This window comes from Microlunatus speluncae (assembly GCF_009299835.1).
In the GTDB taxonomy this organism is placed as follows: domain Bacteria; phylum Actinomycetota; class Actinomycetes; order Propionibacteriales; family Propionibacteriaceae; genus Microlunatus; species Microlunatus speluncae.
The window spans coordinates 106,782-133,248 of the sequence record NZ_VKCZ01000004.1 but is presented as its reverse complement, the minus strand read 5'-3'; the positions used below and the strand labels follow the sequence as shown (position 1 = coordinate 133,248).

Below are 26,467 nucleotides of genomic sequence, written 5' to 3'. Positions count from 1 at the left end.
TCGCCGTACCTCAGTCCTGGCCCCAGAAGATCCGGTCGACGACGGCGCGGGCGCGGCGGGTGAGCCGGCGGTATTCGGCTTGGAAGTGCGAGGACTCGTTCGTGCCGAAGCCCATCAGGTGGGCCAGGGCGGCCAGCTCGCGGGTGTCGGAGGGCAGCGAGTCCGAGCCGCGGCCGCGGAGCAGCATCAGTTGATTGCGCACCCGGCTGGCGAACAACCAGGCCTGCCGCAGCGCCTCGGCGTCGTCGGCGTCGATCACGCCGAGCCGCTCGGCCGCATCCAGGGCGGCGATCGTCCGCGGGGTGCGCAGGGTCGGCTGCTGCCCAGCGTGCTGCAACTGCAGGAGTTGTACGGTCCACTCGACGTCGGCCAGGCCGCCCTGGCCGAGCTTGGTGTGCTTGGCCGGGTCGGCGCCGCGCGGCAACCGCTCCGACTCCACCCGTGCCTTGAGCCGGCGGATCTCCAGCAGCTGGGCCTCGGTCAGGCCGTCGGCCGGCCACCGCCGCTGGTCGATCTCGGCCAACAGCGCCGCACCAAGATCATGATCACCGGCCAGCGCGTCGGCCCGGACCAGCGCCTGCAGCTCCCAGGTCGACGACCACTGGCCGTAGTACTTCTGGTACGCCGACAGGGTCCTGATCAAGGCCCCCTGCTTGCCCTCCGGCCGCAGATTCGCGTCGATCGCCAGCGACGGATCCACCCCGGGCTTGGCCAGCAGGTCCCGCAGCGAACTGATCACCGAGACCGCCCGGTCGGTCGCCCCCGGCTCGGCACTGTCGGCCATCACGAACATCGCGTCCGCGTCCGAGGCGTACGAGAGCTCCCGGCCACCCCAACGGCCCATCGCGATCAGCGCGATCTTCGGTGCCGGAGTCGACGACGCGGCCCGGGTCACCGACAAGGCGACGTCGATCGTCGCCGCGGCCAGGTCGGTCAGCGCGTCGCCGACCACGCCGACGTCGTTCAGCCCGAGCAGGTCGCCCGCGGCGATCCGGAACAACTCGCGCCGGCGGATCCCGCGGATCGCCTCCACCGCCGCCTGCGGCGTCTCGTGCCGGCCGGCAGCCGCGCGCATCTCGGCCCGCAGCTCATCGGCCGGCCGGGGCGCGAGCCGATCGTCGTCGACCAGCATCTGCACCGTCTGCGGCGACCGGGTGAGCAGCTGCACCGCGTACCGGCTGGAGGCGAGGATCCGGGCCAGCCGTTCGGCCATCAGACCTTCGTCGCGCAGCGCCCGCAGATACCACGGCGTCGAGCCGAGCGCCTCGGACACCTGCCGGAAGGCCAGCAGACCATGATCAGGATTGGGTCCCTCGGCGAACCAGCCCAGCATCGCCGGCAGCAGTTGCCGCTGGATCGCCGCCGAGCGGGAGACGCCCTGACTGAGGGCCGCGATGTGCCGCAGCGCGGCCGCCGGGTCGGCGTACCCGAGCGCGCGGAGCCGGTCGACGGCCGCGTCGGTGGTCAGCCGCAGCTGCGAGGACGGGATCCGGGCGACGGCATCCAGCAGTGGCGAGTAGAAGATCTGCTGGTGCAACCGCCGCACCTGCCGGCTGTACGAGCGCCAGGTGTCCAGCAGCGTCGTCCGCGGATTCGGATAGCCGAGGGTGCGGCCGAGTCGGCGCAGGTCTTCGTCGGCCTGCGGCAGCACATGGGTCCGGCGCAGCCGGTACAACTGGATCCGGTGCTCCAGCGTGCGCAGGAAGCGGTACGCCTCGTCCAGCCGGCGGCCGTCCTCACGCCCGACGTACCCGTTGTCGATCAAGGAACGCAGTGCCGGCAAGGTCGCCCGGGTCCGCAGCCGTTCGTCGGCCCGGCCGTGCACCAGTTGCAGCAGCTGCACCGAGAACTCGACGTCGCGCAGGCCGCCCTCCCCCAGCTTCAGCTCCCGGTCGGCGTCCCGGGCCGGGATCAGGTCGACCACCCGGCGCCGCATCGCCTGGGTGTCGGCGATGAAGTTGTCCCGCTCACCGGCCCGCCAGACCAGCGGCGTGACCAGCTCCACGAACTGCCGGCCCAGCTCGAGGTCGCCGGCGCTCGGCCGCGCCTTGAGCATCGCCTGGTATTCCCAGGTCTTGGCCCACTTCTCGTAATAGCCACGATGACTGGTCAGGGTCCGGACCAGCTGGCCGGCCTTGCCCTCCGGCCGCAGCGCGGCGTCGACCGGCCAGATCGTCCCGGCCGCCGTGTGCGCCGAGCAGATCTGGGTCAGCTCCGCGGCAAGCCGGGTGGCGATCGTGATCGCCCGGTCGGAGTCGACGACCGGCTCACCGTCGCCGTCGAGCACCGGCTCGGCGACGAACAGGACGTCCACATCGCTGACATAGTTGAGCTCCTGGGCACCGCACTTGCCCAGCGCGACCACCGCGAGCCGGCACTGGCTCGCGTCGGCGCCGATCTTGCCCCGGGCGATCGCCAGGGCGGATTCCAGGGTCGCATCGGCGAGATCAGCCAGTTCGCCGGCGATGTCGGCGACCAACTCCGTCGGGTCCGGCCCGGTCAGGTCCCGGGCGGCGATCCGGAGCACGGCCGACCGGTACGCGGTCCGCAGCGGGTCGCCGCTGAGGTCCTCGGCGACCGGCGCCCGATCGGCCGGATCGGCGCCGACCGCCCGGAGCAGCTCGGCCCGGAGCTCCTCGGCCGAGACCCGGCGCGCCTCGGGCGGCAAGCCGTCGAGCCGTTCCGGATGGGCCACCACGTCGTTGGCCAGCGCGACGCTGGCACCGAGGACCGCGATCAGTTGTCGGGCCAGCTCCGGGCTGTCGACGAGCCGGTCCAGCACCTTCGGCTCGGCATCCTGCAGCCGGTCCAGCGCCGCCAACGCCTGGTCCGGGTCGGCGGCCGCGAAGACCAGCTCCAGCAGCGGCGCCAACCGCTCGTCCCACGTGCTGATGATCCGGGCCGCCGACTCCGCGGCGCTGAAGCCTCGACGCGCCAGCGCGCCCTCGCGGGTCTCGATCCGTGCCACAGCCCGACCCTAGTGCCGTGGTGACGAAGTTCTGGAACGCTCGGTCACGACGAGCCGATGAGTTCGGGCCGGGACCGGAGTCGATACCGTCGACCCAACAGCGAAAGGAACCGACATGACACAGGGCGCGTACGCCTCGGTGAACGGCATCGACCTCTACTACGAGGTGCACGGTGCCGACCATCCCGGTCCCCCGTTGATCATGCTGCACGGCGGTGTGCTCACGTTCCGGCTGAGCTTCGACGCGTTGCTGCCGACCCTCGCTGCGGACCGGAAGGTGATCGGGGTCGAGCTGCAGGGGCACGGCCACACCGCCGACAGCGACCGGCCGTTCTCCATCCGGCAGTGCGCCGACGACGTGCTGGCGCTGCTCGATCACCTCGGCATCGACCAAGCCGACTTCCTCGGCTACAGCCTGGGCGGGCTGACCAGCACCGATCTCGCCACCCGGCATCCCGAGCGGGTCGGCCACGTGATCTTGGTCGCCTCCCACTTCCGCCCGGACGCGTACTATCCCGAGATCACCGCGCCGGAGCAGGATTCGCCGAGGCTGCCGACCGAGGACGACTTCAACGCGATGAAGGAGGCGTACGACGCGGTGGCGCCGAACAAGGCCGACTTCTTCCCGTTCCTGGAGAAGATCCAGCCGGCGGTGCACGCCTTCGAGCCGTGGACCCCCGACGAGCTGGCCCGGCTGACGATGCCGGTCTTGATCATCATCGGCGACACCGACTTCATCCGACTCGAGCACGCAGTCGAGATGAAGCAGACCCTGCCGAACGCGCAGCTGGCGATCTTGCCCGGGACCAAGCACATGCACGTGATCCGGCCCGACCTGGTGCTGCCGATGGTCAGCACGTTCCTGGCGTCGTGATGATGCAGTGATCAGATCCGGCGGGCCCGGCGCGGCAACGCGGTGATCGCGCCGGCCGGCACCTGCTCGCCGGCCGCGCGCCGGGGCAACGAGGCGACGCCGATCCGGCCCAGGTCGATGGTCAGGCCGGGCTTGGCCAACTGCACGTTGTCCAGCCCTTCGGCCCGGGCCGTGGCGAGCGCATGGTCGGAGGACGCGTCGGGCCAGAGATGGGTCAGCACGGTGACCTGCGGCCGGGCGATCGAGGACTGCCGGGCCACTTGCCGGACCGTGCACAGGTACGGGGCGTCGCCGGCCGGCACCTGGTCGACATAGGTCGCCTCGGCCAGATAGACGTCGGCGTCGCGGGCCAGCTCGATCCGGGCCGCGCAGTCGCCGCTGTCTCCGGTGTAGGCCAGCACGTCGCCGTCGGCCTCCAGCCGGAAGCCGAGGTTGGTGACATGGTGCGGCAGTCCGCGGGCCCGGACCCGGACCGGCCCGATCCGGATCGAGGCCCCGTCGGCCAGGGTGTTCAGCTCCATCCCGCGCCGGACCACCCGGACCGGATCAAGATCAAGAATGCGCTGCAGCGAACCTTCCGGCGCCCAGACCGGAAGCACCGGTGGCCGTTCGGCGCCGAGCACCCGGGCTCGGAGCAGCGGGTTCAGGTCGGCGCAGTGATCGGGATGGCCGTGGGTGATCAGGACCGCGTCGACGTCGCCGGCGCGGCACTCCTCCAGCAGCCGGGGGAAGACCGCGTAGCCCGGATCGATCAGGATCGTGGTGTCCTCGTGCCGGACCAGATAGCCGCTGCAGGCCGCAGTCGCGGTGGGCCAGGCCCCGCTGCCACCCAAGACCGTCAACTTCACGTTCCACACCTGCCGACCGTTCGCGTCCCCACCGCTCGTGTCCCACCGCAAGGGGCACTATAACTGGCGATCTCCGCCGCCGGCCGCGTCGCCGCGCGGTCTGTCCGCCCGGCGGGCGGCGCCCCGGGCGACCTGTGCCGGATCGCCCGGGGTGCTAACGTCGCGGGCGTGGTCGGCCCGAAACCCCAACCAGAACAGCACTTGCTGGCCCAGTCCCGGATCGTCCGCGACTGGTTGACCGCGCTGCCGGCGGAGGCCTTCGCTGCCCCGACGGTGCTCGAATCGTGGGACGTCCGGACCTTGACCGGGCATCTGGTCGGGGTGCACACCCGGCTCACCGAGGCGCTCCGGCAGCCGACCCGGCAGCCGGCGGTGCCGGTGCACGAACTGGTCCGCCGATACCGGCACGACGCCGCGATGATCATGGACTGGACCGAGCGGCTGACCGGCGACCACTCCGGTCCGGAGCTGGTCCGGCAGCTGTCGGCGGCGATCGACGAGCTGGCCGAGGCGCTGTCACCCGAGGCGCCGCGACCCAAGGTGATCATGACGCCGCGCGGTCCCGGCCGGACCGCAGACTTCATCGCGACCCGGATCCTCGACCTGGTGGTGCACGCCGATGATCTCTCAAGATCATGGCCCGGCCGGCCGGCCATCGAGCAGCACCGTCCGGCCCTCGCCCACTGCACCCGTACCCTGGCGGCGATCTTGGCCGCCCAGCAGCCGGGCCGGTCGATCGAAGTCCGGGTGCCGCCGTTCGCCGCCGTCCAGTGCGGGATCGGCGAGCCGGGCCCGACCCACACCCGCGGCACCCCGCCGAACGTCGTCGAGACCGATCCGGTGACGTTCCTCCGGTTGGCGACCGGCCGGATCAGCTGGGCCGAGGCACGCGAGGCGGGCGCCGTGACAGCGTCGGGCCAGCGGGCCGACCTGTCGCCCGCCCTTCCCGTCCTGTCCTGACCCCGACTCGCCACCGGACTAGAACCGCGGCAGAGTCGGGTCGTAGTCCGGTTGCACCCGCCTCAGATACGAGGTGTCGTCGCGGCCGGTCCGGCCCGAGGCGAGGAAGGCCTCGTGCCGCTCGGCCAGCTTGTCCGGATCGAGCTCGACGCCGAGGCCCGGCCCCTCGGGGATCGGCAGCGTGCCGTCGACGAAGGTCAACGGGCCGCCCTTGATCACGTCGGCGTCGCTGTTCCACGGGTAGTGGGTGTCGCAGGCGTAACCGAGGTTGCGGATCGCCGCCCCGAGGTGGGTCATCGCGGCCAACGAGATGCCCAGGTGGGAGTTGGAGTGCATCGAGATGCCGAGGCCGAAGGTCTCGCAGATCGCGGCCAGCTCCAGGCTGTGCCGCAGCCCGCCCCAGACGTGATGATCAGACAGCACGACGCCGACCGAACCCTTGGCGACCGAGCCGGGGATGTCCTCGAAGCCGATCACGCACATGTTGGTCGCCAGCGGCATCGACACCTGCCGGGCGACCTCGGCCATCTGATCTTGGTTGAGCGTCGGATCCTCGAGATACTCCAGCTCGTCGGCCAGCTCGCGGCCGACCATGATCGAGGTCGGCACGGTCCAGGCACCGTTCGGGTCGATCCGCAACGGCAGCCCGGGAAACGCCTGGGCCAGGGCCTTGATCGCCGCGATCTCCTGCTCCGGTGGGAAAACCCCGGCCTTGAGCTTGATCGACTCGAACCCGTACTTGTCGATCATGGTCTTGGCCTGGGCCACCACGCCGTCCGGATCGAGCGCCGGACCCCACTCGTCGGTGATCACTCCACCGCCGTCCAGGTCGGGGTGCTCGCCCCACTTGTAGAACAGATAGGCGCTGTACGGGACGGCGTCTCTCACCGGGCCGCCGAGCAGGTCACAGACCCGGACGCCGAGCAGCTTGCCCTGCGCGTCCAGGCAGGCCACCTCGATCGGCGCGAACACCGCCCGGGCGGCACGGGTCGGCATCCCGACGAAGCCGCCGCCGATGCCGGGTCGGTCACCGAGCACCGCGTCGATCCGGCGCTCGATCTCGCCGGTCGCGAACACGTCGCAACCGATCACCGCCTCCCGGACCCGGAGCAGTTCCTCGGTCCGGCCGGTGCCACCGCTGCATTCGCCGAGCCCGACGGTGCCGTCGGCCAGCACCACCTGGACGATGCAGCGCAGCGCCAGCGGTTCGTGGACGCCCCAGGAATTGAGCAATGGCGGGTCGTTGAAGGCGATCGGCGTCACGACGACGTCGTTGATCAGCATCCTGCGGATCCTCCCCAAGTAGGTGGACTTGATGATCAGAGCACGGGCAGCAACCGTTGCAGTTCGATCGGCGTCACCTGCCGGCGATACTCCTCGAACTCGTTGCGCTTGTTGCGCAGGAAGAAGTCGAAGACGTGCTCGCCGAGCGTGTCGGCGACCAACTCGGAGTTCTCCATCGCGCGGATGGCCTCATCCAGGTTGCGCGGCAGCGGTTCGATGCCCAGCGCCTGCCGCTCCCGCTCGGTCAACGACCATACGTCGTCCTCGGCGCCCTCGGGCAGCGGGTACTCCCCCTCGATGCCGGCCAGCCCGGCCGCCAGGGTCAGCGCGAACGCCAGATAGGGGTTGCAGGCGGAGTCGAGGGAGCGCAGCTCGACCCGGGCCGACGCGCCCTTGTTCGGCTTGTACATCGGCACCCGGACCAGCGCTGAGCGGTTGTTGCGTCCCCAACAGATGTAGTTCGGCGCCTCACCGCCGCCGGCCAGCCGCTTGTAGGAGTTCACCCACTGGTTGGTGACCGCGGTGATCTCGCTCGCGTGCCGCAGCAGGCCGGCGATGAAGTGCCGGGCGATCTTGGACAGGTGGTATTCGGCGCTGGCGTCGTAGAAGGCGTTGTTGTCACCCTCGAACAGCGAGACGTGGGTGTGCATCCCCGAGCCCGGGTGTTCGGTGAACGGCTTGGGCATGAACGAGGCGTGGATGTTCTGGGACAGCGCCACCTCCTTGACCACCACCCGGAAGGTCATCAGGTTGTCGGCGGTGGACAGCGCGTCGGCGTACCGAAGATCAATCTCCTGCTGGCCCGGACCGCCTTCGTGGTGGGAGAACTCGACCGAGATCCCCATCTGCTCCAGCATCCCGATCGCGCGTCGGCGGAAGTCGCTGCCGGTGCTCTGCGGCGTGTGATCGAAATAGCCGGACTGATCGACCGGCGTCGGCGGCCGGTCCGACAGCAGCGGATCGTTGAACAGGAAGAACTCCACCTCGGGGTGGGTGTAGAACGTGAAGCCGAGGTCACCGGCCCGCTGCAACGTCCGCTTCAGCACGTAGCGCGGATCGGCGTACGACGGCGAACCGTCCGGCATCGTGATGTCACAGAACATCCGCGCCGTCGCCGGGTTGGTGTCGCGCCACGGCAGGATCTGGAACGTCGACGGATCGGGCCGGGCGACCATGTCGGACTCGTAGACCCGGGCGAAGCCCTCGATCGCCGAACCGTCGAACCCGATCCCCTCGGTGAATGCGCCCTCGAGCTCCGCCGGGGCGATCGCGACCGACTTCAGGAAACCGAGCACATCGGTGAACCACAACCGGACGAACCGAACGTCCCGCTCCTCGATCGCGCGCAGCACGAACTCGGTCTGTTTGTCCATGGCCTGAGTCTGCCTCCCGCCGTGTAACAACCGCGTTACAGGATCCTTGGCCCGAACTCACAGCTTGCTCCAGGCGCCGGAGGGTGGGGCGAACCGGGGTTCGGATTAGGCTCCTCACGTGGCACAACTCCGCATCGCTCTGGCCCAGCTGAACGTCACCGTCGGAGACATCTCCGGCAACGCCGAGCTGATCCTGGACTGGTCCCGGCGGGCCGCAGACGCCGAGGCGCAACTGGTGCTTTTCCCCGAGACGGCGCTGACCGGTTATCCGGTGGAGGACCTGGCACTGCGGCAGAGCTTCATCGCCGAGTCCCGGCGCAGCGTCGATCGGCTGGCCGAGCGGCTCGCCGACGACGGGCTCGGTGAGCTGGTCGTCGTGGTCGGTTACCTGGACCGGACCGACGAGCCGGAGCACCCCAAGGGCGGTCACCCACAGAACGTCGCGGCCGTCCTGCATCGTGGGACGGTCGTCGCCCGGTACGCCAAGCACCACCTGCCGAACTACGGCGTGTTCGACGAGTTCCGCTACTTCCAGCCGGGCCGGGAGCTGGCCGTGCTGACCATCGGCGGCGTCGACGTCGCCCTGGCGATCTGCGAGGACCTGTGGCAGGACGGCGGTCCGGTCGCCGCCGCGGCCGAGGCCGGTGCCGGACTGTTGGCGGTGATCAACGCGAGCCCGTACGAACGGGACAAGGACGACACCCGCGGCGAGCTGGTCTCGCGCCGGGCGATCGAGGCTCGCTGCGCGCTGGCCTACGTGAACCTGGTCGGCGGCCAGGACGAGCTGGTCTTCGACGGCGATTCCATGATCGCCGACGCCGACGGCACGCTGGTGGTCCGCGGGCCGCAGTTCGTCGAAGACCTGGTGCTGGCCGATCTTGAGCTCCCGGACAGCCGCCCGGTGGACGGCCGGACCGTCTCCAGCGCCGAGAAGTTGATCATCAGCCGGCACCACGTCAGTGACGGCTACCCCTTGCCCGGCAAGACGATCACCGCGCCGCGTTATCCCCGGCTGTCCGCCGACGAGGAGGTCTATTCCGCGCTGGTGCTGGGTTTGCGGGACTACTGTGGCAAGAACGGGATCGAGCGGGTCTATCTCGGACTGTCGGGTGGCATCGACTCCACGCTGGTGGCCGCCATCGCCCGCGACGCGATCGGCGCCGAGCACGTGTACGGGATCTCCAACCCGAGTGCGTACTCCTCCGAGCACTCCAAGACCGACGCCGCCGAGCTGGCCGAACGGCTCGGGCTGCACTACAGCACCGTGCCGATCGCCGCGGCGGTCGACACCTTCAACACCTTGATCGACATCGACGGCATCGCGGCGGAAAACCTGCAGGCCCGGATCCGGGCGGTGATCTGGATGGCCGAATCCAACCAGCACGGTCCGTCGATCGTGTTGGCCTGCGGCAACAAGAGCGAGCTGGCGGTCGGCTACAGCACCATCTACGGCGACGCGGTCGGCGGCTTCGCGCCGATCAAGGACGTGCCGAAGACCTGGGTCTGGCGGCTGGCGAAGTGGCGTAATGATCATGCCGTGGCACGCGGCGAGCGGCCGCCGATCCCGGAGAACACGATCACCAAGGAGCCGAGCGCGGAGCTGCGGCCAGGGCAGAAGGACACCGACAGCCTGCCGCCGTACGACGTGCTGGACAAGATCCTCGCCGAGTACGTCGAGGGTGACCAGGGCCGGGCCCAGATCATCGCCGCCGGCTTCGACGCCGAACTGGTGGACCGCGTGATGCGGCTGGTCGACCGGGCCGAATACAAGCGGCGGCAGTATCCTCCGGGGACCAAGATCTCGTTCAAGGCGTTCGGCCGGGATCGACGGTTGCCGATCACCAACGGCTGGCGCGAGGAGCACGAACCGGCGCCGGTGGTGCCGGCCGCGGCCGGCACGGACTGATGATGGAGGACGCATGACAGCGGGGCCGGGCTGGTATCCCGACCCGGACGGCACGCCCGGCCGGTTGCGCTACTACGACGGCCGCGGCTGGACCGGCAACGTCCGCCCGGTCCGCGGTGGCGGCGGCCCGAGCGGCAACCGGGGCGGCGGCCGGCGGATCGGTCTGTTGCTCGGCGGCCTGGCTGTCGTGCTGGTGATCATCGTCGTCGGTGTCGTCGTGTTCACCCGGCAGAACAGCAGCGCCTTCACGAACGAAAACCTGCCGACGTCGACCGTCACCGGCTGGGACGATTCGTCACCCTCCCCGGATCCGTCGTCGGCGGCCCCGAGCGAGACGCCGACCGGGAGCGGCCGGCCGGTCGCCTGCGACCTCGCCGGCCGGAACGAGCTGCCCGATCCGCCGGTCGACGGCCGGGTGCACGGCGGCCCGCTGACCTTCCAGCGGTTGCCCTATCCGTGGTCCGACCCGATGTCCACCAGCCGGTTCCCGTACAGCCGCGACGCCTCGGTGCAGACGCAGGCTTTGCCCGAGAAGCTGCCCTGGGAGGCGTCGGCCCAGGTCGGCGTGCTCACCTTCGATGATCATCCGGACGGCGAGGAGGCGACGGCGCGGCTGCTGCAGTGCCTGGTGACCAGCGACTTCTACACCAGCGTCTCCGTCACCGTCGCCGAGAACAAGAACACCGCGATCAAGCTCGGCTCGACCCCGGCGACCCAGCTGGACGCCCTGCTCACCTTCTCCCATCCGGAACTCAAGACCAAGGGTTCCAAGATCAGGATCGTCGTCGTCGACACCGACCCGGCCACCTACTATTTCCATGCCGTACCAATGGAACGTGACGATCTGATCGCCGAACTCGACGCGGCGAGCCGATCACTCGCGGTGGGCTGATCATGGCCACGCCGGGCTGGTATCCCGATCCAGGCGGCACGCCCGGCGCCTACCGCTACTGGGACGGAGCGACCTGGTCGGCCGAGACCACCACCGACCCGCGCCGGCCGAGTCCGGGCGGCGGCCCGGCCGACGATCGACCGTCCCGCTCCCGCGCCGGCTACCTGATCATCGCGGCCCTGGTCGTGGTCGTGTTGATCACGATCGGCGCGATCTTCGTCGTCCGCAACTCCGGCGCCGGATCGCCGATCACCGACCGTACGTATCCGTCCTCGACCGTGACCGGCTGGGACGACTCGCGACCGACCGAGTCTCCGAGCAGCGACGCGCCGCAGAGCCCGAGCGGCACCCCGAGCGGCCCCGGCGGCGAGCCCGTCCCGTGCCCGCTCGGCGATCCGAACCGCCGGGAGAGCCATCCGGCGGACGGCCGGGTCTACGGCGGCAACCTCTCCTTCCCGGTCGCCGGCAACTTCCAGCCCGCTGCGCCCGAGCCGCGGATGAGCTTCGCCTACGACGTCACCCAGCAATACCTGCCGGTGAACGGTGATCCCGGCTGGATCGCCCAACTGGCCGTCGGCCGCCTGCTCGGCACCGACTTCCCCGGCAAGCCGGAGGCGGTCGCCGATTCGATCATGCAGTGCGCCGTGACCACCCGGATGTACCTGCCGTACAACCCGACCCGGAAAGATCTCCGCAGCGAAGCGATCACGATCTCGGGCCAGCCCGGCTGGCTGATCGAGTCGGACATCGTCGTCGACCAGCCCGGCCTCCCCTTCCCCGGCGACAAGGTGATCTTCGTGATCATCCCCGACGGCGCCGACTGGGGCCTCTTCTTCGGCGCCGTACCGATCGGCAACGCCGACCTGACCAATCAACTGAGCGACGTCGTCCGCAGCCTCACGGCGAGCTAGCGGCGTTCTGGGCTGCCGCGAAGCCGGCAGCCAGAAGGTGCCCGGTCAGCCCGACATCGCCATCCACTGTGACGAAAACCGGCTCGGAATCGACCTGGGAGCCGGGAAACGTCACACTGGGCACATCGATCCTGCCGTAGGTCTGATCTCGGCTCGCACCCTGGCGCTCCGCTCGACCGAAGAAGCGGCGACCACGTTATCCACAGATTCGGTGGATCGACGTGGCCTTGCGGCGCGGATGAGCGCATGGTGGGCCGATGGAACTGCCGCCATTGCTGACTCTGCGCAGCGCCGCGAGATTGTCGCTGACCGATGATCAACTCCTCGGCCCGCGCTTCCGACGCCTGCATCGGGGCGTGTACGCGCCCGCCGATCGTGACCTGACGCTCACCGAGCGGGCGGCGGGGACTTTGTTGATCATGCCTAGGGACGGCGTGATCACCGGGGTCACGGCGCTGCACCTGCACGGCGTCGAGATCGGGGTCCCGGAGCCGATCCGGGTCGCGACCGCCACCGCCGGGCAGAGCCGCCGGCCGGGTGTACGGCTCAGCCGTATGGTCCGGATTCCCGAGGCTGCCGGCCGCTTGGTCCGCCCCGTGCCGGCCTGGCTCAGCGCGTGTGCCGAACTGAATCTGATCCAAGCCGTCGCCGCCGCGGACTGGCTGATCAGGCTCGGCCGTACCACTCAGGCCCAGCTCCTCGACGCGGCGGCGCACTGGACCGCCCGCGGCTGCCGACTCGCCCGCCGTGCTGCCGGGCTGGCCCGAAAGGAGGTCGATTCACCGAAAGAGACCGAACTCCGGCTGCTCCTCGTCCTCGCCGGACTGCCCGAACCCCGCTGCAACCCCAGGATCGGCACCGATCACGAACCCATCGGCCGGATGGACCTGGTCCTGGATCCGTACCGGATCATTGCCGAGTACGACGGCGAACAGCACCGCACCGACCCCCGCCAATGGGCCCGCGACATCGCCCGGCACGAAGCCGCCGTCAACGCCGGCTACCTGATCATCCGCGTCACCGCCGGCCGCCTGCTCCACCCCAAAGAGATCGCCGAAACGACCTACGCCCGCCTCCGCGAACGCGGCTACCCCGGCCCACCACCCAACTACTCCGCCGAATGGCTCACCCTGTTCGGGACCAGCCATCGACTGTGACGTTTACCGGCTCAGAACCGCCCACCGAGCCGGGAAACGTCACACTCGACGCACCGCCCCGCGACCAACGCCACGCCCGATCACTCAACCCGGGCTTGCCCTTCGACAGGCTCAGGGAACGAGCGCAGGCAGCCCACTACCGCATCGCCTCGATGCCGCATTCATCCCGACGACCGCCGAACTGCACCTCACCCGCGAACTGGCCATCCACTGTGACGTTTCCCGGCCAAAAACCGCCCGCCGAGCCGGGAAACGTCACACTCGAAGCACCCCCACGACCAACGCCACGCCAGATCGCTGAACCGCCCCGGGGTGTTCACTCAGCATCGAGCTCAGGCGTCCGAGGTGGCGGTGACGTCCTTGAGCTCCTCGACCAGATGCTCCAGGGCGGGGAGGGCGGCGGTGATGGCGTCGCGGTCGGCGGTGTCGAGGCGGTCCAGGCAGGCGGAGACGACTTGGCCGCGGGCGTCGCGGATGCGTTCGGTCATCTGCCGCCCGTCGGGGGTGATCTCGACCCAGGCGGCGCGGAGGTCGGCGGGGTTCTGCCGGCGCCGGATCAGGCCGAGCTCGTCCAGACGGCCGACGATCCGGGACACCATGGTCGGGTTCAGGCTCTCCAGTTTGGCCAGCTCGGCCAGGCTCAGCGGGCCGCGGCCGCCGATCAGGCCGAGGGCCGAGGCCTGGCTCGGGGTCAGGCCCTCATGGGTGGCCGAGGCATTGAGTTGCCGCGACAGGCGACCGATCGCCGCTCGCAGCCGGGCCACCGTGTCCGTGTCCATGCCCACGCCTTCCTTTTACTTGCTTGCCGGCACGCAATGTACTGTATTGATCAGGTTCAGGGATCGAATCCAAGACCAGGGGGTGTGCGCTCGGAATGTCTCGATTGCCGCCCGGACGACCGGTGCTTCGCCCCGCTCAGGACGCGAGTCTCGCGGTGCCCGAAGCGGAGGCTGCCGCCCCGATCGTCGTGGACGCGCAGACTACCAAGACCGACGGCACCGGAGCGGGAGCGACGAAAGTCAGCGACGACAATGCCGCGCCGGAACCGTCGCCGCGCCGCTGGCTGATCTTCGCCGTCGTCTCGATGGCGCTGTTCATGGCCTCGGTCGATCACACCGTCGTTGCGATCGCCCTGCCGTCGATCCAGGCCGATCTCGGCTCGGGCCTGGAGTGGGCCAGCTGGACAGTCACGATCTATTCGCTCGGCCAGGTGTTGATCATGCCGCTGGCCGGCAAGCTGAGTGATCAGTTCGGGCGCAAGAAGGTCTTCGTGATCGCCGTCGTGCTGTTCACGGTCGCCTCCCTGCTCTGCGGCCTGGTCGACAACATCTATCTGCTGGTCGTCCTGCGCGGCATCCAGGCGATCGGCGGCGGCGCGTTCATGCCGGCGGCGACCGGCATTGTCGCCGACAACTTCGGGCCCAACCGGGATCGGGCGGTCGGCATGTTCACCAGCGTGTTCCCGATCGGCGGCATCGTCGGCCCGATCCTCGGCGGGATCCTGCTCACCTACTGGGACTGGCGCGCGATCTTCCTGGTCAACGTTCCGATCGGCGTCCTGCTGCTGGTGCTCGCGCTGATCGTGATCCCGGAGAGCCGGCAGGCGGTCAGCCGGCGATTGGACGTGTACGGCGTCGTGCTGCTCGGCGTCTTGATCCTCGGGCTGATGCTGGGCGTCACTTCCCTGGGCAGCAAGGACAGTTCGCCGCTCAGCCCGCAGTTCCTGGTGCCCGAGGCGATCGCGATCGTGGCTCTGGTGTTGTTCCTGCGGCACTCGTCCCGCGGCAAGGCACCGTTCATCCCGATGCGGCTGCTCAAGGGCCGCGGGTTCGGCGTGATGAACTTGATCAACTTCCTGCAGGGCGCGGCCGCGATCGGCTTCGGCGCCCTGGTGCCGCTGTTCGCCCAGGCCCGGTTCGGGATCCCGATCTTGGAGTCCGGCACGCTGATGACGGCCCGCGCGGTCGGCATGATCTGCATCGCCGGTCTGGCCGTGATGACCCTGCGCCGGACCGGCTACCGACTGCCGATGGTCCTCGGCTTCTCGTTGCTCTCGGTCGGCATGGTCGCCATCTGCTTTCCGCCACCCGGGATGCACCAGGTGGTCTGGCTCGCCCTCGCCGCGGGGGTGACCGGCCTCGGCATGGGCCTGTCCGTGCCGGCCGGCAACAACGCGGTGCTCCAGTTGGCGCCGAACGACGCGGCCGGCATCGCCGGGCTGCGCGGCATGTTCCGCCAGTCCGGTTCGATCATGGCGATCTCGATCGCGACGGCCGTGATGGCTCGCAGCGACAACCCCGGAGCCACGCTGTCGATCGTCTTCCTGATCTTCGCCGGACTGATCATCTGCACCCTGCCGCTGGTGTTCAAGGTGCCGGAGCACAAGGGCAGTTGGTGATCACCGATCGCACGGGGAGCAGAATGGCCGCATGCTCGTAGCCTTCAGCATCGCCCCCGCCGCCGCCGACCCTGACGGCTCGGTCAGCGCCGCCGTCGCCGAGGCGGTACGGATCGTCCGCGACTCCGGCCTGCCGTCGGAGACCAACGCGATGTTCACCAACCTCGAGGGTGAGTGGGACGAGATCATGGCCGTGCTCAAGCGCGCCACCGATGCCCTGCTCGCCCATACCGACCGGGTCAGCCTGGTGATCAAGGCCGACATCCGCCCCGGCTACACCGGTCAATTGACCGAGAAGGTGCGGCGCGTCGAAGAACACCTACGCTGACCCTCCTGACCCGCTTCATGGTTTGGTAGTGCCCGTGTCCACACCCGGTTGGTATCCCGATCCGTCCGGCGCGCCGGGCCGGTTTCGTTACTGGGACGGCCGCAGCTGGTCCCAGCAGACCACCGATCAGCCCGGCGGCCAGCCGAGCGACGGCCGGCAACGGGGCCGGCGGCGCGGGCCGGCGGTCATCGTCGGCCTGATCGCCCTGGTCGTCGTGCTCGGATTGATCGTCTTCTTCGTCGTACGCCAGCTCGGCAGCGGATCGCAGCCGATCACCGACGACCCGGTCCCCTCCTCGACGGTGTCCGGCTGGGACGACAGCAGCCCGACCGCGGCCCCGTCCAGCCCCACTCCCACGCCGACGCCGAGCCCGTCCGGCTCCTCGACGGCCCGGCCGCTGACCGAGTGCCCGCTCGGCAACCCGCGCGCCCGCGCCGGTCATCCGGACGACGGGCGGGTGCACGGCGGCGGGCTGTCGTTCCCCCGGGTCGCCGGCTGGCAGGACGACCTGCAGACCAGCGGGGTCAGCTGGGCCTACGACGTCGCATCGCAGAGCAAGATCCTGGAACCGACGTGGCTCTCGCTGGTGGCGGTCGGCGAACTGCGCCGTGAGGACGGCTTCGCGGCGCCGAAGCAGGCCGCCGAAAGCATCATGCAGTGCGTCGCCACGTCGAGCTTCTACTCCTATTTCGAGTCCGCGAAGGACCTGAAGTCGGAGGCCGCCAAGATCGACGGCCACGACGCCTGGTGGATCCGCACCGACATCCGGGTGAACAATCCCGACATCGAGGCCAAGGGCGACACGGTGGACGTGATCGTCGTCGACACCGGCAACCCCGACACCTTCGGCATGTTCCTCGGCGGCGTCACCATCGGCGACCAGGGCCTGCTCGCGATCCTGGACGGCACCGTCCGCGATCTCACCGTCGATTAGGCCACCCGGCGCCCGATGTCCGGATAGTCCAGGACCAGCCCGGCGGCGTCGAAGACGATGTCGCGGGTCCAGTCGCCGCCGGTGTAGTTGATCACCGGATGGTCGCCGTCACGCCGCCGGAAGGTGTACGTCTGCCGGTCGGGAACGACGGCCAGGTCGGGCACCGAGACCCAGGCCATCACGAAGTCCACCGGCCCGCCACCCGCCAGCAGGCCGGCCCGAAGCACCGGCATCGTGTTGGTCAGCGGCGACAGCCCGAGGTCGCAGTCCAGGGCGTCCCGCAGCGTCTCCGGGTCACCGCCCGGCGGCGGCAGCTTCGGGTCGCCCTCGCCGGTCGCGTCCACGGTCCAGGTCCCGGCTCCGTCATGACGCAGTTCCAGCTGGCGGCGCCACGGCCCGCGATCGGGATCGTGCCCGGCGCTGCTGACGTACAGAGCACTGGTGACGAACCGGTCCACGGTCCGCAGCGTGTAGTCGAGCCGGTACGGCAGCGGGTCCGACCCGATCGCCGTACCCGTCGCCGAGAGCCGCCGGTCGGTCAGCTTGACCCGCGCCAGCTCGGCTCCGCCGTCCTTCACCCAGACCAGGCTGCGTTCCATGGGCCTTCCTCTCCGTCGATCCGATCATCTCCTCTTCGGTGTCGGAAGGCCTGCGTTTCGTTACAGCGCGACCTCACCCAGAGTTGCCGTCCTGTCTCAACGGTCGGACGGTGGTATCAGCCGCAGCCCACCATGCCTATATTCCCTTGTATGTCGACAGGCAATACGGGGGGACTTGGCATCATGCGAGGACGATCACGGCACACCGGAGCGGCGCTGATCGCCGGTGTCGTCGCCTGCCTGCTCGCCCTGACCGGCTGCGTCGGCGAGGCGGTCGGGTCCGGCGGCAGCGGAACCACCTTGCACCTGGTCGGTTTCGCCGTCCCGGCGGAGGCCAACAAGGCCGCTCAGGAGGCCTGGGCCGCGACGCCCGAGGGCCAGGGCGTCACCTGGGAGCAGTCCTACGGCGCCTCCGGCGACCAGAGCCGCGCGGTGGTCAACGGGCTGGAGGCCGACTACGTCAATTTCTCCCTCGAGGGCGACGTCACCCGACTGGTCGACGCCGGCCTGGTCGACCCGAACTGGAAGGACGGCCCCACCCAGGGCATCGTCTCCGATTCGGTGGTGGTGATCGTCGTCGCCCCGGGCAACCCGAAGGGGATCAAGGGCTGGGACGACCTGATCAAGCCCGGCGTCCGGATCGTCACGCCCAACCCGGCCTCGTCCGGTTCGGCCCGCTGGAACATCCTCGCCGCCTACCACCAGGTGATCTCGGCCGGCGGCACCGAGCAGCAGGCCGAGGACTACCTGCGGAAGTTCTTCGGCAACGTGGTCGCGCTGCCGGGCAGCGGCCGGGACGCGACGACCGCCTTCCTGCAGGGCACGGCCGACGTGCTGATCTCGTACGAGAACGAGGCGATCCTGGCCCGGCAGTCGGGCGAGACGTTCGACTACCTCGTCCCCGACGACACCCTCAAGATCGAGAACCCCGGCGCGGTGCTGAAGGAGGCGGACCCGAAGGCCCAGTCCTACCTCGACTTCGTGATCAGCCCGGAAGGCCAGCAGGCCTTTGCCGGCAAGGGATTCCGGCCGGTGGTCGACGGCGTCGAGGTGGGTGAGGTCGGCGGCGCCAACGACCCGGCGAACCCGTTCCCGCAACCGAAGCGACTGTTCACGATCAACGACGACCTCGGCGGCTGGAAGAGCGTGAACGAGAAGTTCTTCGCCGACGGGACCGGGCTGGTGCCGAGGATCCAGGCGGAGACCGGGAAACAGCAGTGACCGCAAACCTGATCACGGCACCGACGCCGGGCGGAGCGACACCGCCCGGTCCGCGGCGCGGCCGGAGCCGCTCGGCGAACTCGCTGACCCGTGGTGCCGGGATCGGGCTCGGGATCGCGCTGCTCTGGTTCAGCCTGCTGGTGCTGATCCCGCTGGTGGCGATCCTGGTGCAGGCCTCCGCGGGCGGCTGGCCCGCCTACTGGGCGGCGCTGAGCAGCCCGCAGACCCTGTCCGCGCTGGGGCTGACCGTCGGCGAGGCGATCGCCGTCACCGCGGTCAACGTGGTGCTGGGCACCATGATCGCCTGGGTGCTGGTCCGTGATCAGTTCTGGGGCAAGCGGGTGCTGGAGATCGTGATCGACATCCCGTTCGCGCTGCCGACGATCGTGGCCGGTCTGGTGCTGCTCACGCTGTACGGCCCCGGCAGCCCGCTCGGCGTCAACTGGGCCAACACCCGGATCGCGGTCTTCCTGGCACTGCTCTTCGTCACCGTGCCGTTCGTGGTCCGGACCGTGCAGCCGGTGTTGATCGAGCTGGAGCCGGAGGTCGAGGAGGCGTCCGCGTCGCTCGGCGCGAGCCGGTTCACCACCTTCCGGTTGATCATCCTGCCCGCGCTGGCACCGGCGATCACCTCGGGGGCGGCACTGTCGTTCGCCCGCGGGATCAGCGAATACGGCTCGCTGGTCCTGCTGTCCGGCAACCTGCCGTACGCCACCGAGGTCGCCTCGGTCCGGATCCTCTCCTACGTCGAGGGTGATCAACTCACCAGCGCCGCCGCCGTCGCCTCGCTGCTGCTGGTGATCGCGCTGGTCGTGATCATTGCCCTCGATCTGATCTCGCGGCGGGTGTCCCGCCGTGGCTGAGACGACGGCGACGCAACCGCTGCGGCGACCGTCGACCGGGTCGCGGCCCGCGGTCCGGTGGGCGCTGCGGCTGATCGTGGTCGGCTATCTGTCGCTGTTGATCATCTGGCCGGTGGGGCTGGTCGCCCAGGCCACCTTCGCCCGCGGCCTGGCCCCGGTGCTGGACGCGCTGAGCCAGCCCGAGGTGATCTTCGCCTTCCAGCTCAGCGTGTCGGTCGCGTTCTGGGCGGTGGTGATCAACACCGTCTTCGGCGTCGGCATCTCGCTGCTGCTGGTGCGCTACCAGTTCCCGGGCCGGCGGCTGCTGTCGGCCTTGATCGATCTGCCGCTGTCGGTGTCGCCGGTCGTGGTCGGGTTGGCCCTGCTGCTGGCGTACGGCGGCCGGAACGGCTGGTTCGGCCCGGCGCTGGAGAACGTCGGGCTGCAGGTGATCTACGCCCCGCTCGGCATCATCCTGGCCACCACGTTCATCAGCCTGCCGCTGGTGGTGCGGGAGATCGTCCCGGTGCTGACCGAGCTCGGCACTGATTCCGAGCAGGCCGCACGCAGCCTCGGCGCCTCGCCGCTGCAGACATTCGCCCGGATCACGCTGCCGGCGATCCGCTGGGCGCTGCTGTACGGCATCGTGCTCAGCCTGGCCCGGTCCCTCGGCGAGTTCGGCGCGGTCAAGATCGTTTCCGGTGGCGTCGCGCTGCGCACCCAGACCGCGACCCTGCTGGTCGAGGAGCGCTACCAGCAGTTCGGCGCCGACAACACCACGACCGCCTACACCGCGGCGTTCGTGCTGGCGCTGGTCGCCGTGGTCGCCTTGATCATCGTCTCGCTGTTACGTCCCAACCACGGAGCGTCGCCCCGTCAGTCAACGAAAAAGGGCCACCGATGAGCATCAGCGCCAGCAACATCAGCCGCCGCTTCGGCGACTTCGTCGCCCTGAACGACGTCTCGATCGACATCCCCAGCGGCGGTCTGACCGCGCTGCTCGGGCCGAGCGGCGGCGGCAAGTCGACCCTGCTGCGGATCATCGCCGGGCTCGAGGTCGCCGACGCCGGGACCGTCGAGATCAATGGCGCCGACGCCACCCGGCTGCCGGCGCAGCGCCGCAATGTCGGGTTCGTCTTCCAGCACTACGCCGCGTTCCGCCATCTCACCGTCGCCGGCAATGTCGGCTTCGGGCTCAAGATCAGGCGCCGGCCCAAGGCCGAGATCGCCGCCCGGGTGGACGAACTGCTCAAGCTGGTGCACCTGTCCCAGTTCGCCGATCGGCTGCCGTCCCAGCTGTCCGGCGGTCAACGGCAGCGGATGGCGCTGGCCCGGGCACTGGCGATCGAGCCGGCGGTGCTGCTGTTGGACGAACCGTTCGGGGCGCTCGACGCGAAGGTCCGGCAGGAGCTGCGGGAGTGGCTGCGCCGGCTGCACGACGAGGTGCACGTGACCACCGTGTTCGTCACCCATGATCAAGAAGAGGCGCTGGAGATCGCCGACCAGATCGTGGTGATCAACCAGGGAGCGGTGGAGCAGGTCGGCACCCCCGACGAGCTCTACGATCGGCCGGCGAACGCGTTCGTGATGGGCTTCCTCGGCCCGGTCACCTCACTGCAGGGCCGGCTGGTCCGGCCGCACGACATCCTGCTCGACACCGCGCCGGTGGCCGACGGCCTGCCCGGCCGGGTGCTCCGCGCGGCCCGGGTCGGCTTCGAGGTACGGCTGGAGATCGCGCTCCGGGACCGGCCGGCCGATGAGCCGGTGCAGGTCACGTTGACCCGGGCCGAGGCCCGCCGGCTGGGCATCGACGCCGAGGCCGAGGTCTGGCTCCGGCACGCGCCGGACGCGCCCGCGACCGAGCCGGACCCCGTCGGCCACGAACGACTGGTCGCCGTCGGCGCGTGATCCGAGCCGGGTCCATTCGATGGCGGCGACCGCAGCCGCGTTCCCGGGCCGAATCGGCCCCCGACCACCGACGACGGCGCTACCGTACGTCTCGTGGACCCCATCGTTCTTGGACCGAACCAGCCGGCCGAGCGCCCGTACCGTGGCGGGGTCGGCATCGCCCGGCTCCGCGGCATCGAGCAACCGAGTGCGTACTCCCCCGAGGACTTCGTCGCCTCGACCGTTGAGATCTTCGCCGGCGAGGGGGTCGGGCTGACCCGGCTCGAGGACGGCCGGACGCTGCGGGAGGCGATCCAGGCCGACCCGACCGGCTATCTCGGCGCCGAACACGTCGCGAGCTACGGCGACGACCCGCATCTGCTGGTCAAGCTGCTGGACACCGAAGAGCGGTTGTTCGTCCACTTCCATCCCGGCGACACGTTCGCCGAGGAATACTTCCCGCACTACTCGGGCAAGGCCGAGGCCTGGCACATCGTCGACGTGCGGGGCGAGCCGGTGGTGTATCTCGGGTTCGCCCGGGAGGTGTCGGAGGCCACGGTTGCCAGCTGGTTCATGCAGCAGGCGGTCGATGAGTTCCTGGCCGCGATGAATCCGGTGCCGGTCCGTCCCGGCGACACGATCTTCGTCCCGGCCGGGGTGGCGCATTCGCTCGGCGCCGGCATCACCATGGTCGAACTGCAGCAGGCGTCCGACCTGTCCATCCTGTTGGAGTATCGCGGCTTCCCCGACCTGACCCTGATGGACAGCACGCTCGGTCTCGGCCCGGCGATCGTGCTGCCGGAGCTCGACCGCTCGGGCTGGGACGCCGATCGGCTCGCCACCTTGATCGTCCGCGCCGGCAGTGACCGTCCGCTGCCGCCGGCCGCCGAGACCTACTTCCGGCTCGATCGGGTACGGCCCGGTTCGAGCGCGGCCGACCTGCCCGCCGGCTATGCAGTGCTGGTGGTGCTCGCCGGCGACGGCCGGCTGACCGGTCCGGCGTCGGAGCTGCCGCTGCGGGCGGGGATGACGGTGCTGGTGCCGGCCGGCGCCGGTCCGCAGTCCGTCTCCGGCGACGGTCTGGAGTTGCTCTGCTGCCGGCCGCCGGCGCCGTCCAAATGATCTTGAAACCGCTTCCAGGTCAACCGGTCGGACGGTAGCCTGGCCGCCATGTCGACTGCGGGTTGGTACCCGGATCCCGACGGTACGCCCGGGCGGTACCGCTTCTGGGACGGCCGATCCTGGTCCAACGCCACCACTGACGATCCACGGACGGCGGCTCCCGGCACCGGCGCCCGTCGGGCCGCCGGATTCGCCGCCGGTGGCGCGGGCCAGCCGGCCCGGGCGATCGATCCGGCCCGCGATCAGCCACACGGGCTGCGGCGCGGCTTGATCATCGCCGGGGTGCTGCTGTTGTTGATCATGGTCGCGGTGGGCGGCGTGGTGGTCTGGCGCAACGGCCAGGATCAGGCGGGCCCGCCGGCGCCGACCGGCTCGGCCTGGGACGACAGCAGCCCGACGGCCGCCCCGTCCACACCGCCCAGCCCGAGTGTGTCGCCCAGCCCGAGCGAGACGGCGCCGCAGCTGCGCTGCCCACGGGGCAATCCGGAACAGGGGCCGGGCCAGGCCGCCGACGGCCGGGTGCGCGGCGGCAAGCTCTCCTTCCCCGCCGTCGCCGACTACAGCGCGCCGGGGCCCCGGCTAAGGCTGAGCTGGTTCTACGACACGGATTCCCAGTTCCAGGTGACCGAGCCCGGCTGGCAGTCCTCCTTCACGGTCGGCGAGGTGCAGCGGGCCGGCTTGTTCGCCGGGTCGCACCAGGCGGCCGACCGGACGCTGCAGTGCATGATCACCGGCGACGGTTTCGAAGGCTTCGCCGGCCGTAAGGACCTGCGCAACGAGGCGGTCGAGATCGATGGCCGTCCGGCCTGGATGATCATGACCGAGGTGCGGGTCGACCGATCCGACATCAGCGTCGAGGGTGATCGGGTGGCGGTGATCTTCGTCGACGACGGCCGGAAGGACCGGCTGTCCGGATTCGTCGCGCTGGTCCCGATCGGCGACCGAAGCCGGATCGCCCTGTTGGACACAGTGATCAAGGGTCTGCGGGTCGATTGAACGAGGACCGGCGGCCGGAGTAACGTGCCGTGGGTGGATCTGGTGCGGCAGTTCGCGGACATCGGCAAGTCGGATCTCGAGACGGCCGGAGGCAAGGGCGCCAATCTCGGTGAGCTGACCAGTGCCGGCTTTCCCGTGCCCCCGGGCTTCGTGCTGATCACCGAGGCCTACCGGACGTACGTCCGGCACAACATCATCGAGGCGGCGATCATCGACGCGGCCCGGCGCCAGTCCGATGACCCGGCGATCCTGCAGGCCGCGGCGGACAAGATCGCCACCCTGTTCGCCGAGGCGCCGATCCCGGTCGACCTGAACGAGGCGATCATCGCCGGCTACCACGGGCTCGGCGACGGGGTCCGGGTCGCGGTCCGGTCCTCGGCCACCGCCGAGGACCTGGCGGAGGCGAGTTTCGCCGGCCAGCAGGACACCTACCTCAACATCCGCGGTGACGACGCCCTGCTGGACGCGGTCCGGCGCTGCTGGGCGTCGCTGTGGACGGCGCGGGCGATCGCCTACCGGGCCCGGCAGGGCATCGATCCCGCCGACGTCAGCCTGGCCGTCGTGGTGCAGGAGATGATCGAGTCCGAGGCCTCCGGCGTGATGTTCACCGCCAATCCGGCCAACGGGCGGCGGGATCAGACCGTGATCGCAGCCGCCTGGGGCCTGGGCGAGGCGATCGTCAGCGGCGCGGTGAACACCGACGATCTGGTCGTCGACGCTTCGGGCGCGGTGATCGACCGGCACACCGCCGACAAAGAGCTGCAGACCACCTATGTCGAGCACGGCACCGCTGAACTGCCGGTGCCCGAGGATCGGCGCCGGCTCGCCGTACTCGACGATGCCGCGGCGGCCGAGCTGGCCGCGCTGGGCGGTCGGATCCGTGATCACTACGGCGCACCGCAGGACATTGAGTGGGCCCGCCGGGACGGCCGGTTCTTCATCGTTCAGGCCCGGCCGATCACCGCCCTGCCCGAGGAGACCGGTGACGTGCCGTTCCGCTGGGACGTGCCGGAGGAGCGGTCCTGGTATTTCCGGGCCAGCATCGTGGAGCAGCTGCCGGACCCGCTGACGCCGCTGTTCGGCGACCTGATCGACGGCGCGGTGTCCCGGTCGCTGTCCGCGATGTTCACCGAGCTGCTCGGCGAGGATTCGTTGCAGCCCGGCGACATCCGGTTCCCGATGATCAACGGCTACGCCTTCTACCAGTACCGGATCGCGGCCTTCCGGCGCGTCCTCACCGCGGTGCCGACCGCGCTGAAGGCACTCAGCGGACGGTCCGGGTTCGTGGAACGGTGGCGCGACGAAGCCCACCCGGCGTATCGCCGGATCGTCGCGGACTGGACCGCGAGGGATCTGGACCGGATGTCCGCGGCCGACCTGTACGACGGCGTCGGGGTGCTGCTCGAGGCCGGCGCCTCCTACTACACGGTGGTGCAGACGATCATCCCGCCGGCGGCCAGCAGCGAGACGGTGCTGACCCGGTTCTACGACAGCGCGGTGCGGCGGCCCGGCGACCCGGCCGCGTCGACCCTGCTGCTGGGCTACGACTCGATGCCGATCAGGAGCGAGAAGTCCCTGTACGACCTGTCCGCCTGGGCCGCCGACCGGCCCGAGCTCAAGGACTGGCTGCTGAACGACCAGGCCGACGGCGAGCCGGCCGACGCCGCCGAGTTCCGGCGCCGCTTCCATGATCATCTGGCCCGGTTCGGGCACACCACGTACAACCTCGACTTCGCCCAGCCGGTGCCGGCCGACGACCCCGACCCGGTGCTCGACTCGCTGCGGTTCTTCCTGTCCGGGCAGGGCGCGGACCCGCATCGGCGGCAGGCCGCCGCGGCCGAGCGGCGGGACCGCCTGGTCCGGGAGATCGAGGATCGGCTCGACCCGGCGCGCCGCTCGGTGTTCCAGCGACTGGTGGCGGCGGCCCAGCGGTTCGCCCCGATCCGCGAGGACGCCCTGGCCGACGTCGGCCTGGCCTGGCCGCGGCTGCGCCAGTTGCTCGGCGAGCTCGGTCGCCGGTTGGCGGCCGACGGAGTGATCGACGAGGCGGATCAGGTCTTCTGGCTGCGGGACCGGGAGCTGAAGGACTGGCTGTCCGGCGAGACCCTCGGCTCGCGTACCGACGACGTGGCCCGGCGGAAGGCCGTCTGGCGCGGCCAACGGCTGGCCACGCCGCCGCAGATGCTGCCGGACAACGGCTGGGCCAAGTTCTTCGCGCGGTGGATGCCGGCGGTCTCGGGCAACGAGTCCGGACCGGTGCTGCGCGGCATCGGCGCGAGTGCCGGATCGGTCACGGCTCCCGCCCGGGTGCTCGGCGGACCGGCGGACTTCGGCGACCTGCAGCCCGGCGACGTCCTGGTCGCCAGCATCACGACCCCGGCCTGGACCTCCTTGTTTGCCAAGGCATCAGCCGTGGTGACCGACATCGGCGGGCCGCTGAGTCACAGCTCGATCGTGGCCCGCGAATACGGGATCCCCGCCGTCCTCGGCACCGGCTCGGCGACCCGGCGGATCCACAGCGGCGAGCAGATCACCGTCGACGGCGACGGCGGCAAGGTGATCTTGGTCGAGCAGCCCGGCGCGGCCCTCGAACCGTCCGATGATCACCGCAAGTCCCGCGCGCCCGTGATCGTCGGCATCGCGGCCGCCGTAGGCGTCGTCGCCCTCATCTGGCGCCACCACCGCCGCCGCCACCTCGGCCACTGATCACCCCAACCCCGAGTTGTCAGACTCAGGGCACGCTATAGCGTGTTCTAAGTCTGACAAGTCGGGGTTGTTCAGTCTTCTTCGTCTTCCTGGTCCCACTTCTCGTTGCGTTCGGCGACCCGCTCCATCGCGTGTTCGGCTTCCTCGCGGGTCGCGTACGGCCCGAGGCGGTCGGCCGCCTTGCTGCCTACCCTGGGTGCCTGCACCGCCGACTTGGTCTTCAGGTCGTACCACCACAGCTCGTCCTGATCACTCATGACC

Annotated in this window: 23 protein-coding genes; 16 read left to right on the top strand and 7 right to left on the bottom strand. The window is 70.1% G+C overall.

Annotation, left to right across the window (positions count from 1 at the left end; translation table 11 throughout):
- Nucleotides 1-10: 10 nt before the first annotated feature.
- Complete coding sequence (locus FNH24_RS06905; protein WP_152361422.1) at nucleotides 11-2,968, bottom strand: bifunctional [glutamine synthetase] adenylyltransferase/[glutamine synthetase]-adenylyl-L-tyrosine phosphorylase; 2,958 nt, start codon at nucleotides 2,966-2,968, stop codon at nucleotides 11-13.
- Nucleotides 2,969-3,083: 115 nt separating this feature from the next.
- Between FNH24_RS06905 and FNH24_RS06900 the strand changes: the two genes are divergently transcribed.
- Entirely contained in the window at nucleotides 3,084-3,842 is a 759-nt protein-coding gene (locus FNH24_RS06900) for an alpha/beta fold hydrolase (protein WP_152361421.1), read from the top strand.
- A gap of 11 nt (nucleotides 3,843-3,853) precedes the next feature.
- On the opposite strand, the gene FNH24_RS06895 is transcribed toward FNH24_RS06900, so the two are convergent.
- On the bottom strand, nucleotides 3,854-4,690 hold the full coding sequence (locus FNH24_RS06895) for an MBL fold metallo-hydrolase (RefSeq protein ID WP_152361420.1): 837 nt from the start codon (nucleotides 4,688-4,690) through the stop codon (nucleotides 3,854-3,856).
- Nucleotides 4,691-4,858: 168 nt separating this feature from the next.
- Between FNH24_RS06895 and FNH24_RS06890 the strand changes: the two genes are divergently transcribed.
- Entirely contained in the window at nucleotides 4,859-5,650 is a 792-nt protein-coding gene (locus FNH24_RS06890) for a sterol carrier family protein (RefSeq protein ID WP_161606032.1), read from the top strand.
- Between the two features lie 18 nt (nucleotides 5,651-5,668).
- Here FNH24_RS06890 and FNH24_RS06885 read toward each other — a convergent pair whose 3' ends face one another.
- Together FNH24_RS06885 and FNH24_RS06880 are read right to left on the bottom strand one after the other, a co-directional pair.
- Nucleotides 5,669-6,934, bottom strand: a complete 1,266-nt coding sequence (locus tag FNH24_RS06885) for a glucarate dehydratase family protein (RefSeq protein WP_152361418.1) — start codon at nucleotides 6,932-6,934, stop codon at nucleotides 5,669-5,671.
- Nucleotides 6,935-6,969: 35 nt separating this feature from the next.
- The gene (locus FNH24_RS06880; RefSeq protein ID WP_152361417.1) at nucleotides 6,970-8,307 is read right to left on the bottom strand and encodes a glutamine synthetase family protein; all 1,338 of its coding nucleotides are present in this window, start codon (nucleotides 8,305-8,307) and stop codon (nucleotides 6,970-6,972) included.
- A 118-nt stretch (nucleotides 8,308-8,425) separates the two neighbouring features.
- Between FNH24_RS06880 and FNH24_RS06875 the strand changes: the two genes are divergently transcribed.
- From FNH24_RS06875 to FNH24_RS06860, 4 genes are all read left to right on the top strand, one after another.
- Nucleotides 8,426-10,213, top strand: coding sequence for an NAD+ synthase (locus tag FNH24_RS06875; protein ID WP_152361416.1), 1,788 nt, complete (start codon nucleotides 8,426-8,428; stop codon nucleotides 10,211-10,213).
- 13 nt (nucleotides 10,214-10,226) lie between these two features.
- Nucleotides 10,227-11,105 (top strand): DUF2510 domain-containing protein, encoded by an 879-nt coding sequence (locus tag FNH24_RS06870; protein ID WP_152361415.1) that lies wholly within the window; start codon nucleotides 10,227-10,229, stop codon nucleotides 11,103-11,105.
- Between the two features lie 2 nt (nucleotides 11,106-11,107).
- Nucleotides 11,108-12,016, top strand: a complete 909-nt coding sequence (locus tag FNH24_RS06865; RefSeq protein ID WP_152361414.1) for a DUF2510 domain-containing protein — start codon at nucleotides 11,108-11,110, stop codon at nucleotides 12,014-12,016.
- A gap of 257 nt (nucleotides 12,017-12,273) precedes the next feature.
- On the top strand, nucleotides 12,274-13,173 hold the full coding sequence (locus tag FNH24_RS06860; protein WP_152361413.1) for a hypothetical protein: 900 nt from the start codon (nucleotides 12,274-12,276) through the stop codon (nucleotides 13,171-13,173).
- 332 nt (nucleotides 13,174-13,505) lie between these two features.
- Here the strand turns inward: FNH24_RS06860 and FNH24_RS06855 are convergent, their stop codons facing one another.
- Nucleotides 13,506-13,952 carry a MarR family winged helix-turn-helix transcriptional regulator gene (locus FNH24_RS06855; RefSeq protein ID WP_152361412.1) on the bottom strand — a complete coding sequence of 149 codons (447 nt, stop codon included), beginning with the start codon at nucleotides 13,950-13,952 and terminating at the stop codon, nucleotides 13,506-13,508.
- A 155-nt stretch (nucleotides 13,953-14,107) separates the two neighbouring features.
- On the opposite strand from FNH24_RS06855, the gene FNH24_RS06850 reads away from it, so the two are divergent.
- Genes FNH24_RS06850 through FNH24_RS06840 form a run of 3 tightly spaced genes read left to right on the top strand, consistent with a single transcriptional unit; the run spans nucleotide 14,108 to nucleotide 16,833 of the window.
- Nucleotides 14,108-15,571, top strand: a complete 1,464-nt coding sequence (locus FNH24_RS06850; RefSeq protein ID WP_246186780.1) for an MFS transporter — start codon at nucleotides 14,108-14,110, stop codon at nucleotides 15,569-15,571.
- Between the two features lie 31 nt (nucleotides 15,572-15,602).
- Complete coding sequence (locus FNH24_RS06845) at nucleotides 15,603-15,899, top strand: thiamine-binding protein (protein WP_152361410.1); 297 nt, start codon at nucleotides 15,603-15,605, stop codon at nucleotides 15,897-15,899.
- Between the two features lie 34 nt (nucleotides 15,900-15,933).
- Nucleotides 15,934-16,833, top strand: a complete 900-nt coding sequence (locus FNH24_RS06840; RefSeq protein ID WP_161606031.1) for a DUF2510 domain-containing protein — start codon at nucleotides 15,934-15,936, stop codon at nucleotides 16,831-16,833.
- Here FNH24_RS06840 and FNH24_RS06835 read toward each other — a convergent pair.
- Nucleotides 16,830-17,432 (bottom strand): putative glycolipid-binding domain-containing protein, encoded by a 603-nt coding sequence (locus FNH24_RS06835; protein ID WP_152361408.1) that lies wholly within the window; start codon nucleotides 17,430-17,432, stop codon nucleotides 16,830-16,832. The genes FNH24_RS06840 and FNH24_RS06835 overlap by 4 nt on opposite strands.
- Nucleotides 17,433-17,615: 183 nt before the next feature.
- On the opposite strand from FNH24_RS06835, the gene FNH24_RS06830 reads away from it, so the two are divergent.
- The 7 genes from FNH24_RS06830 (at nucleotide 17,616) to FNH24_RS06800 (ending at nucleotide 26,206) form a co-directional block, all read left to right on the top strand.
- On the top strand, nucleotides 17,616-18,653 hold the full coding sequence (locus tag FNH24_RS06830) for a sulfate ABC transporter substrate-binding protein (RefSeq protein WP_152361407.1): 1,038 nt from the start codon (nucleotides 17,616-17,618) through the stop codon (nucleotides 18,651-18,653).
- Nucleotides 18,650-19,516 (top strand): sulfate ABC transporter permease subunit CysT, encoded by an 867-nt coding sequence (cysT, locus tag FNH24_RS06825; RefSeq protein ID WP_217428074.1) that lies wholly within the window; start codon nucleotides 18,650-18,652, stop codon nucleotides 19,514-19,516. Before FNH24_RS06830 ends, cysT begins: the two co-directional genes overlap by 4 nt.
- The gene (locus tag FNH24_RS06820; protein WP_246186779.1) at nucleotides 19,509-20,399 is read left to right on the top strand and encodes a sulfate ABC transporter permease; all 891 of its coding nucleotides are present in this window, start codon (nucleotides 19,509-19,511) and stop codon (nucleotides 20,397-20,399) included. Before cysT ends, FNH24_RS06820 begins: the two co-directional genes overlap by 8 nt.
- Complete coding sequence (locus tag FNH24_RS06815) at nucleotides 20,396-21,403, top strand: sulfate/molybdate ABC transporter ATP-binding protein (protein ID WP_152361406.1); 1,008 nt, start codon at nucleotides 20,396-20,398, stop codon at nucleotides 21,401-21,403. The genes FNH24_RS06820 and FNH24_RS06815 overlap by 4 nt, the downstream gene beginning before the upstream one ends.
- 93 nt (nucleotides 21,404-21,496) lie before the next feature.
- Nucleotides 21,497-22,504, top strand: a complete 1,008-nt coding sequence (locus FNH24_RS06810) for a class I mannose-6-phosphate isomerase (RefSeq protein WP_152361405.1) — start codon at nucleotides 21,497-21,499, stop codon at nucleotides 22,502-22,504.
- A 48-nt stretch (nucleotides 22,505-22,552) separates the two neighbouring features.
- Nucleotides 22,553-23,500: a DUF2510 domain-containing protein gene (locus tag FNH24_RS06805; protein ID WP_152361404.1), complete on the top strand. Its 948-nt coding sequence runs from the start codon at nucleotides 22,553-22,555 to the stop codon at nucleotides 23,498-23,500.
- 33 nt (nucleotides 23,501-23,533) lie between these two features.
- Entirely contained in the window at nucleotides 23,534-26,206 is a 2,673-nt protein-coding gene (locus FNH24_RS06800) for a PEP/pyruvate-binding domain-containing protein (RefSeq protein ID WP_152361403.1), read from the top strand.
- Between the two features lie 71 nt (nucleotides 26,207-26,277).
- On the opposite strand, the gene FNH24_RS06795 is transcribed toward FNH24_RS06800, so the two are convergent.
- Complete coding sequence (locus FNH24_RS06795; RefSeq protein ID WP_152361402.1) at nucleotides 26,278-26,463, bottom strand: SPOR domain-containing protein; 186 nt, start codon at nucleotides 26,461-26,463, stop codon at nucleotides 26,278-26,280.
- Nucleotides 26,464-26,467: the final 4 nt, after the last annotated feature.